The sequence below is a fragment of the Streptomyces sp. NPDC007162 genome, assembly GCF_040634175.1.
Lineage (GTDB): Bacteria > Actinomycetota > Actinomycetes > Streptomycetales > Streptomycetaceae > Streptomyces.
This window is the reverse complement of the sequence record NZ_JBEYFC010000365.1, coordinates 1-9,504: the sequence shown is the minus strand read 5'-3', so window position 1 is coordinate 9,504 and position 9,504 is coordinate 1. Positions and strand designations below refer to the sequence as shown.

Sequence of the window (9,504 nt, the reverse complement as noted above, 5' to 3'; positions counted from 1 at the left end):
CGCCGGCTCGCTCCGCTCGCCCAGCTGCTGCGCACCGAGTGCGGCCGACTCGACGTCCCTGTGATCGAGGCGCTGTGCATCTCGGACACCCGCTTCTGGTCGTACTGCTGCCCGACGCAAGGGTGTTGCCCCGACGACGGCACCCCCATGGGGCTGCCCGGCACTTCCGTGCTCGCGGCCGCCGCCACCTACGCCGGTATCCAGGTGCGCGGCAGCCTGCGCGAGTTGCGGGCCAGGCTGCTCCCCTGGGAGAGCGGCGCCGCGCTGGAACAGGAGATCGCCCTGGACCGCGCCGGCCGGGCCCTGGTGCCCCGCATCCTCGACGACGCCTTCCGCGCGGAGGTGGCCGAGGACACTCTCACCCTCGCGGAGAGGATCATCGAACGGTACGCCGCCGCCACCCCGGAGTCCGACATCCACCAGGCAGACCTCCGCGACGACCGGCTGCTCGCCCACGACGAGGCCGCACGGCTGATCCTCGGGCTCCAGGACCGCACGACCCGGGATCGCGCGGCCGCCTGGATGGAGGGCACCGAGGCCGGGCCGGCCTTGCGTCTGTGGCGAGCCCTGGCCCGCCGCTGCGTCGGCCCCTACGGCGAACACGCTGCCGCGCCCCTGACGCTGGCCGGCTGGGTCGCCTGGTCGAGCGGTGACGACCTGGAGGGGCGGGAGGCCCTCGCCATGGCCCTGGGTGCGGACCCCGACTACCTCTTCGCCCACCTGCTGCACCAGGCCTGCAACGAGGGCCTGGATCCGGAGTCGATCCGCCGCTGCCTGCGCGCCGGGCGGGCGGAACGCCGCAGCGAGGACACCGCCGCGGCGGTCGCCGACGCCCCCCTGATCGCCGACGCCGCCCCGCTCGTCCCGGGGGCCGACCACCCGCCGGCCGGCGCGTCCGCGGCACCCCCGAGGCGTCGTCCGCGTACGGGGAACAACACCGACAACCGACGGCGGCGGCCGGACGAGACCCGGCCACGGCGAGCGGGCACGGATCCCGCCCGCCCCGGTTCGACAAGGCCCGGCGGCACGCGTAAGCACGTGGCGGACCGGGCCGCAGCGACGGACAGGGCGGAGAGCGGCACACGAGCAGGCGGGGCCGGCCAGGAGGGCGCGCGATCCGCGAACAGCCGCAGCGAGTCCGACGAATGAACCGGCCGCACACCCATGCGGCCGGGTTCGGCGGGCGGGGGCGTGACCAGGAAGAGCCCGCGCCCGTTCACCTGAGTGGCGGAACGGCTGGACGGGTCGTGCCGCCACCCGCCCCCGCCCCTCCGGAGCCCTCCGTCCGGCGCCGAGCACGTCACAGGCGCACAGAGCGCAGAAGAAGCCTCCCCATGCATCAGCCGACTCCGCCTTCCACCGCCGACGACAACCGCCGACTGAGGGACCTCCCGCCCTGGCTCCCGCCGACGGACGACGGTCCGGGCCGGCCACCCGCCCGCGCACCCCGGCCCGCTTCCGCGACCGCACGACCGGCTCCCGGCCCCCGACGCGCCACCGGACTGCCGCCCGCGCACACCGCGCTGATCTGCGTCGCGCTCCCCGGGCTCGCCATCTCCACAGAGCACGGCCAGCTGACCGGTCACGGCCTGGAGGGTTTCTACCGCGCAGGCCGACGGCTGCTCGCGCGCTGCCAGGTCCGTGTCGCCGGACGGGAACCGCTCGCCGTACAGGCCCGGATGACGGGGGCGGACTCCGCTCGCTTCGTCGGCACCGTCCGGGTCTCTCCGGCGGCGGGTCCGGACCCGGACGTCGTCGTGGAACGCACCCGGCACGCCGACGGCACGGAGCGCATCACCCTGCGCAGCTACGCGGTCCACCCCCTGCGCCTGCCGCTGGAGGTGGCCCTGGCCACGGATCTCGCGGAACTGAGCGCCATCGCCTCCGGCGCCCCGGGCCCCGAACTGCCGGCCACCGTCCACGGCTCCGGCCTGCGCTGGACCACCCCCAGTGGCACCTCGTGGATCACGGCGGACCCGGCGCCCGCCGACGCGCTGGCCTCGGCGGGACTGTTGCGCTGGGAGTTCGAACTGCCACCGGGCGGCACGGCCGGCGTGGAGCTGCGGGTGCGCCCCGAAGGTGCGGGCCCGCCGCGCGCCATGGGGCGGGCAGCGACCAGCCCACTCGCACCGGCCAGGGCCGCGGGCGACGACCCGGGGGTCGCGGCGCTGCTCAGGACCAGCATCGACGACCTGGAGGCACTCCTGCTCCGTGACCCGGTGCACCCTTCCGACACCTGTCTCGCAGCCGGGGCACCGTGGCGGTGCGGCCTGGCCCCGGCCGAGGCGCTCGCCGCCGCCAGGATGGTCCTGCCCCTCGGCACCCGTCTCGCCGCCGGCACTTTGCGCACCCTGGCCCGGACCCAACTCAGTGGTCCCGGACCGCGCGCCGGCATGATTCCCGGCCCCCGACGCGACGCCGGGGCACACCTGCCACCGGCTTGTACCGGCACGGAGGCCACCCTGCTCTTCCCCGTGCTGCTCGCGGAGGCCCGCCGCTGGGGGCTGCCGGAACAGGAGACACGGGAGCTGCTGCCGGCCGCCGAGCGCTGCCTGACCTGGCTGCGCACCAATGCGGGCGACCGGACCTACCTCTGCGACCCGGATCCCGGCGGCCCGGTGCGCAGCGAGACCCAGGCCCACGCCCACCGGGCCGCGCTGCTGGGCGCAGACCTCCTCGACGCCTACGGGCGGCCGGGCGCCGCCGCATTGCGGCAGTGGGCGCAGGAGCTGGGAAAAGCGTTCCGGGCGGACTTCTGGGCCGCGGACCGGGGCGGCGGCCGCCCGGTGGCGGCCCTGGCTCCCGACGGCCGCCCTCTGGCCCTGTTCGGTGCCACTGCCGTGCACCTGCTCGACACCGGCCTGCTCGGCGCGGGCCGTCCGGCCGCCGGCCTGCTCGACAAGGTGCAGACCGAGCAACTCGCCCGGCTGCTCGGTGGCCCGGCCATGGACTCGGGGTGGGGGCTGCGTGGGATGGGAGCGAAGGAGGCGGGACACCACCCGTTCGGCCACCGGTCCGGGGCCGTCCGGGTCCAGGAGACGGCACTCGCCGTCGCCGGACTGGCCGCCGCCGGCTACGAGAAGGAGGCAGGCGGGCTGTTGCGCGGGCTGCTGGCGGCGGCCGAGCACTTCGGCCACCGGCTGCCGGAGATGTTCGCCGGAGAACAGCGCTCCGACGGGAGTGCCCCGCTCCCGCATCCCGCGGCCTGCCGCCCGGCTGCAACGGCCGCCGCCTCCGGAATCCTGCTTCTGACCACGCTCGTCGGCATCCGCCCCGACGTCCCGGCCGGCACCGTCGTCCTTCGCCCGGTCCACAGCGCCCCTCTGGGCGAACTCGGCCTGACCGGACTTCGGGTCGCCGGAGCGCCTTTCTCGGTGCGGGTCAGCCGGCTCGGCCTGGCCATGGTCGAGGAGGCCGCCGACGGCCTGCAACTGGGGAAGTGACCCCGGTCGTACCGGAGGGTGCGCGGGTACGACGGCACGGCCGTGCGGGAAAGGGTGACCGGGCGTCGTACGCGCGTCTCAGCGGAGGGCGGGGTGCATACCGGAGCGAAGTGGATCAGCCGTCGGGCCGGGCGGCGAAGGGAGTGTTTATCGTCAGGCAGACGACTATGATCACCGCATGCCCTACGACCCGTCAGCCTTTCCGCCGTTCGCCGTCACCGTGGACCTGGTCGTGCTGACCGTGCGCCGCCATGCCCTGTGCGCGCTGGCGGTACGCAGAGGCGAGTCGCCGTTCCAGGGGCGCTGGGCGCTGCCGGGCGGCTTCGTACGGGCCGATGAGGATCTTTCACAGGCGGCGGCACGGGAGCTCGCGGAGGAGACCGGGCTGAGTGCCCACGACCCCGACGTGCCCGCTCAGGAGGGCGGGGCTCACCTGGAGCAGCTGGCGACCTACGGTGACCCCAAGCGTGACCCCCGGATGCGCGTGGTCAGCGTCGCCCACCTCGCCCTCGCCCCCGACCTCCCCGCGCCCCGAGCGGGCGGCGACGCCAGCAACGCGCGCTGGGCCCCGGTCGAGGAACTCCTCGCGCAGGGCGGCTACGGCCGGGACGGCGAGCCCGTCGCCCCGCTCGCCTTCGACCATGCCCAGATTCTGTCCGACGGTGTGGAACGGGCCCGCTCCAAGATCGAGTACTCGTCCCTGGCCACCGCGTTCTGCCCGCCCGAGTTCACGGTCGGCGAGCTGCGCCGGGTCTACGAGGCGGTGTGGGGTGTGGCGCTCGACCCGCGCAACTTCCACCGCAAGGTGACCGGTACCCCCGGCTTCCTCGTCCCCACCGGCGGCACGACCACTCGTCAGGGCGGCCGCCCGGCACAGCTCTTCCGTGCCGGCGGGGCGACCCTGCTCAACCCGCCGATGCTGCGGCCCGAGGTGTGACCGGCCGACAGTGCGAACCCGCAGAGGGTTAAACGCTCCTATACCTGGAAAAACGGTCATTTCGCGCTATCTTCCCTAGGGTGATCGAGGCCTTCGGACTGACCAGTGATCCCCGCAAGGCGCACCCGCCCGCCGTCGACGACGTGACCTTCGAGGCGCGTGCGGGCCATGTCACCGCACTCCTGGGAGAGGCGGGCGCGGGCAAGACCACGACGCTCAGACTGATGCTCGAACTCCAACATGGCCGCGGACTCACCCAGTTCAGAGGACGCCCCCTGCACCGCATCGCCCACCCCTCGCGTGAGGTCGGCGTGCTTCTCGGTGACGTCCCCGGCCACCCCGGCCGCTCCGTCCGCGGCCATCTGCGCATGCTGTGCGCGGCCACCGGCGTCCCGGCCCGGCGCGCGGACGAAGTGCTCGAAGCCGTCGGCATCGTCAGTCTGCGCGACGAACGCCTGGGCACGCTGTCGCGCGGCATGGACCGCCGTCTCGGCCTCGCCTGCGCCCTGCTCCCCGACCCGCACACCCTCGTCCTGGACGAGCCGACGAAGGGACTCGCCGGCCGCGAGGCCCACTGGCTGCACCGCATGCTCCGGGCGTACGCGGAGCAGGGCGGCACGGTCCTGTTCACCACCGCAGAACCCAAGGAGGCCGCCCGCGCCGCCGACCGGGTCGTCACCCTGGACGCCGGGAGACTTGTCGCGGACCAGGAGGCCACCGAGTTCGCCCGTACCCGGCTGCGCCCCCGGGTGGCCGTCCGCAGCCCGCACGCCGCCCGGCTCGCCGCCCTCCTCAGCAAGGAGGCCCGCACGGCCCGCCGTTCCCTGGAGATCGTACGGGAAGGCGGCAACCGCCTCTCCGTGTACGGCAGTACCACCGCCGAGGTCGGCGAGACCGCGTTCCGACACGGCATCCTCGTCCATCAACTCGCTGACGAGACCGGCGACATGGGTCCCGGCGCCGATGCGGAGCCGTTGACCGGGCCGGCGCCTGGGGTGGTACGGCGACTACGGGACGTGAGCGAGCCGGGCGCGACGGAGGAGTCCCGGGCAGCCGGGAAAGCCATGACCGACGACTCGCGGCACGATCCCGGCGGGGAACTCCGGCGCGCCGTCGGTTCCCCCGTCACCCCGCAGCCGCGGGCTTCGGCCGCCCCCAAGACGGCAGCCCGGTCACGAGTGGACGACAACGAGCCGGGCCCGAGCGGCTCGTCCGACGAGGATGAACCGTCCGTCATGGCCGCGCACCGGTCACCCGCGTCCGCCGAGGCGCTCTCCGGCGGCCCTGTGGCGAAAACCAGGTCTCCCCACGCGGACACTTCCGGTCTCGCTCGTCCCGCCGAGGCCTCCACCGTGGCACTCAAGGCTCAGCAGGTGGCCGCCTCCGCAGGTCCCCGTCCGCCGACCGGCACGGCATCCGCACACAGGCCGTCCCCGGCCGTGCCCCCCGCCCCGACGGCCCGCACCACGTCCACGGACCCGGCGTCCGCCGGCGTCCCCTCCCAACCGCCGGCCGCTACGCCTCCTGCCCAACCCCCGGTCGCGGCCACCCCCGTCCGGCTGTCGACCGCGCCCGCATCCGCGCAACCAGCCGCCACCCCGTCCGCCCACCGACCGGCCGCCACGGCTGACCGGCCAACCGCCTCCGACCCGTCCCCCCACCAGCCGACCGCCGCCGCTGCCGTTGACCAGCCGTCCAACTCGGCCGGATCCGTCCGGCGATCGACTCCCGCCGCAACCGCCCAGCCGTCGGCCTCCGCCGTATCGGCCACCACATCCCAGCCCCGCGAGGTATCCGCACAGTCGCCGACCAGTGCCGAACCGGGCGAGTCCTTCGCCCTCGCCTCCTCCCACCCGCTGCCTCGCGCCGTGCCCGACAAAGCCCCCAACCCTGCCGACGAACCGCTTCAGCAGCCGCAGTCCGGCAAGCCCACGACGGCCGCCGATGCCGATGCCGTCCCCGCCCCGTCCCCGGCAGACCCTGCCCGCCGAGGCGAGATCGCCGTTCCCTCCACGGCAGGTCCCGCCCACCCGGCCGAAGCCGCCGCCCGGGACATCCTGTCCCCCCTCCCGCCCGCCATCTCCGTGCGCAGTGCCCCCAGTCCGCTCCGTCCCCTGCGCTACGAACTGCGTCGGGCCGCCGGCATCGGCGCGGGCTTCGTCACCTGCGGAGCCGTACTGCTGCTGTCCGCCTTCACTTCCGTACTGCTGGCCCGGCTCGGGCACACCCCGCAGGCCCGGCTGTTCGCGGCCTGGCCGCAGGAACTGCCGCTGCCCCCGGCGGCACTCGGTGCGGGCCTGCTCGGAGCGCTGGCCTTCGGGGACGAGTTCCGTCACCCCGCGTTGGCGGCGGACCGCGGCACCGTGCCGCGCCGACTGGGGCTGCTCACCGCGAAACTGCTGGTGTCCGGGGCCACCGCGGCGCTGCTCGCGTTCCTCACCCTGGGCTGCGACGCCGAAGCGCTCTATCTCGTCTACGGTCGGGAGCTCGCGAAGGTTCCCGGGGACTGGCTTTCGCTCACCGTGAGTTGGTTCGGGCTGGTCGTCGGCTGTTCCTGGGCCGGCGTACTCGCCGCAGGCGTGTTCCGGTCCACCACCGCCGGACTTGCCGCGGTGCTCGCCGTACCCGTGCTCATCGTGCCGGCCGTACACCAGGCGCTGCAGGGCTCGGGAGCGCGGATGGCCGGCGGTCTCCCGGCGCGATTGAGGGAAGCGTTCCTGCTGCAGTGGCCCTTCGGGGGAGAGCGCTATCTGGTCGGTGTGGTCCGGGCCCTCGCCCAACCGGTGGGCGGCGCACTGGCGTTGTCGTTGTCCGCGCTGCTCGGCGCGTACCTGTTCACCACTCTGCGGGCGAGGGTTCGATGAACACGGATCGGACGCTTGCGATCCCGCCCCGCACACAAATCCCTGCAGAACGCCCATTTCCTTCTGATAAGGCGTCAATTGCGACGGAGTGAGCGATCACCCTTTCGTGTGCTTTTCACCAAAGACCTCAAGGGAGTTGGAGGCAACGCCGACAAAGGATCCGTGAGTACCCTTGCGCACACCATGATGACCGCCGCCCGCTCCGCAGACTCTGGTCTGGTCGGCCCGGGCGAACTCGACCGCTACCCGTATGCGGAGGCTCCCGTCACCGACCGTGTCGGTGCGCCCTCCTGGGAGGGCGCCGACCCGGAGCTGGGCCGTGTGGGCCGACGTGCTGCGGGCAGCCGTGGCCGCGGACTGCACGGTCAACTCGTCCAGCAGCTGGGTCAGATGATCGTCTCCGGGGACCTGGGCGCGGACCGCCCGCTGGTTCCCGAGGAGATCGGCCAGCGTTTCGAGGTCTCCCGCACCGTCGTCCGTGAGTCCCTCCGGGTCCTGGAGGCCAAGGGCCTGGTCAGCGCCCGCCCGAACGTCGGCACGCGCGTGCGTCCCGTCAGTGACTGGAATCTCCTCGATCCGGACATCATCGAGTGGCGGGCCTTCGGGCCGCAGCGGGACGACCAGCGTCGTGAGCTCAGCGAGCTGCGTTGGACGATCGAGCCGCTCGCTGCCCGCCTCGCTGCCGGGCACGGGCGCGAGGACGTCCAGCAGCGCCTGTGCGACATGGTCGAGATCATGAGTCACGCCATGGCTCAGGGTGACGCGCTGACCTTCTCCCGCGCCGACGCCGAGTTCCACTCCCTGCTCATCCAGGTAGCGAGCAACCGCATGCTGGAGCACCTCTCCGGCATCGTGTCGTCGGCCCTCCAGGTATCCGGTGGCCCGGTCACCGGCTGTGACCGGCCGAACGAGACGTCGCTGGCCCAGCATGCGCGGATCGTCGACGCCCTCGGCGCCGGCGACGGGACGGCCGCCGAATCGGCGATGCGCCAGCTGCTGACCGTCCACCCCGAGGTGGAGCGCGTGGTGCCCGCCCCGCGTGAGCACTGATCCGCTTCAAGAGCGGTGCGCTCGGGCCGGTGCCGCCCACGAGGGGTGCCGTCAATCCGGGAACCCGCTTCCGCCGGACCCCGCCGGATCCTTCAGGGCTCCGGCGGGGCCCGGCGGCGGGGCGGGCGTACGGTGAGGGGCAGTGGGGTGCGCGGCGCAAGGTCCGAACGACCCGAAGGGATCATTGGTGACTACCTCTGCCCATGTCTGACTGTTTTGGGTGCTTACGGGGTGTGACTCGGGCCACGTAGATTGGGCGTAACGCTCTTGCGAACAGCGCGATGACCTAAGAGGTGACAGCCGCGGAGGGAATACGGACGCCATTCATGGCGCTGTGCATCTTCCCGGCCCCCGCCCGCGCCGTCGGCCCATCCCCAAGCCGGCGGTCGGCTCCAGTCCGTCCCGGACGGGGCCGGAAGCCGTTTTCCAACGTTCCGAGAGGTTGTTCGTGTCGGCCAGCACATCCCGTACGCTCCCGCCGGAGATCGCCGAGTCCGTCTCTGTCATGGCTCTCATTGAGCGGGGAAAGGCTGAGGGGCAGATCGCCGGCGACGATGTGCGTCGGGCCTTCGAAGCTGACCAGATTCCGGCCACTCAGTGGAAGAACGTACTGCGCAGCCTCAACCAGATCCTTGAGGAAGAGGGTGTGACGCTGATGGTCAGTGCCGCGGAGCCCAAGCGCACCCGAAAGAGCGTCGCAGCGAAGAGTCCGGCCAAGCGCACCGCCACCAAGACGGTCGCGGCGAAGACGGTGACCACCAGGAAGGCCACTGCCACGGCCGCTCCTGCGGTGGCCCCCGCCGCTGCCGCCGACGATCCGGACGAGGAGGCGGCGCCCGTGAGGAAGGCCGTCGCCAAGAAGGCGCCCGTCGCCAAGAAGGTGGCCGCGAAGAAGACCGCGACCGCCGCGAAGAAGGCGGTGGCGAAGAAGACCGCCGCCAAGAAGGACGACGCCGAGATCCTCGAGGACGAGGTTCTCGAGGAGCCCAAGGCCGGCGCCGAGGAGCCCGAGGGCACCGAGAGCGCGGGCTTCGTCCTGTCCGACGAGGACGAGGACGACGCCCCGGCGCAGCAGGTCGCCGCCGCCGGTGCCACCGCCGACCCGGTCAAGGACTAGATCAAGAACAAGCAGATCAAGATCTACGTCTACAACTCCCAGAACTCCACGCCCGACGTGCAGGCACAGGTCAAGGCGGCCAAGGCCCAGGGC

The 9,504-nt window shown here is 73.2% G+C and carries 5 protein-coding genes and 1 pseudogene; all 6 read left to right on the top strand.

Features of this window, described 5'->3' with window-relative positions:
* A partial coding sequence (locus tag ABZ646_RS32395) for a DUF4192 domain-containing protein (protein ID WP_360526782.1) occupies positions 1–1,149 on the top strand: 1,149 nt, incomplete at its 5' end.
* Positions 1,150–1,334: 185 nt separating this feature from the next.
* Positions 1,335–3,443, top strand: a complete 2,109-nt coding sequence (locus ABZ646_RS32390; RefSeq protein WP_360526779.1) for a glycogen debranching N-terminal domain-containing protein — start codon at positions 1,335–1,337, stop codon at positions 3,441–3,443.
* A 178-nt stretch (positions 3,444–3,621) separates the two neighbouring features.
* Positions 3,622–4,380, top strand: a complete 759-nt coding sequence (locus tag ABZ646_RS32385) for an NUDIX hydrolase (protein ID WP_360526776.1) — start codon at positions 3,622–3,624, stop codon at positions 4,378–4,380.
* 80 nt (positions 4,381–4,460) lie between these two features.
* Positions 4,461–7,244 (top strand): ATP-binding cassette domain-containing protein, encoded by a 2,784-nt coding sequence (locus ABZ646_RS32380; protein ID WP_360526773.1) that lies wholly within the window; start codon positions 4,461–4,463, stop codon positions 7,242–7,244.
* A 162-nt stretch (positions 7,245–7,406) separates the two neighbouring features.
* Positions 7,407–8,294, top strand: a complete 888-nt coding sequence (locus tag ABZ646_RS32375) for a FadR/GntR family transcriptional regulator (protein ID WP_360526770.1) — start codon at positions 7,407–7,409, stop codon at positions 8,292–8,294.
* A gap of 448 nt (positions 8,295–8,742) precedes the next feature.
* Positions 8,743–9,408: pseudogene (locus ABZ646_RS32370) on the top strand (RNA polymerase sigma factor); the annotation flags it as partial.
* Positions 9,409–9,504: the final 96 nt, after the last annotated feature.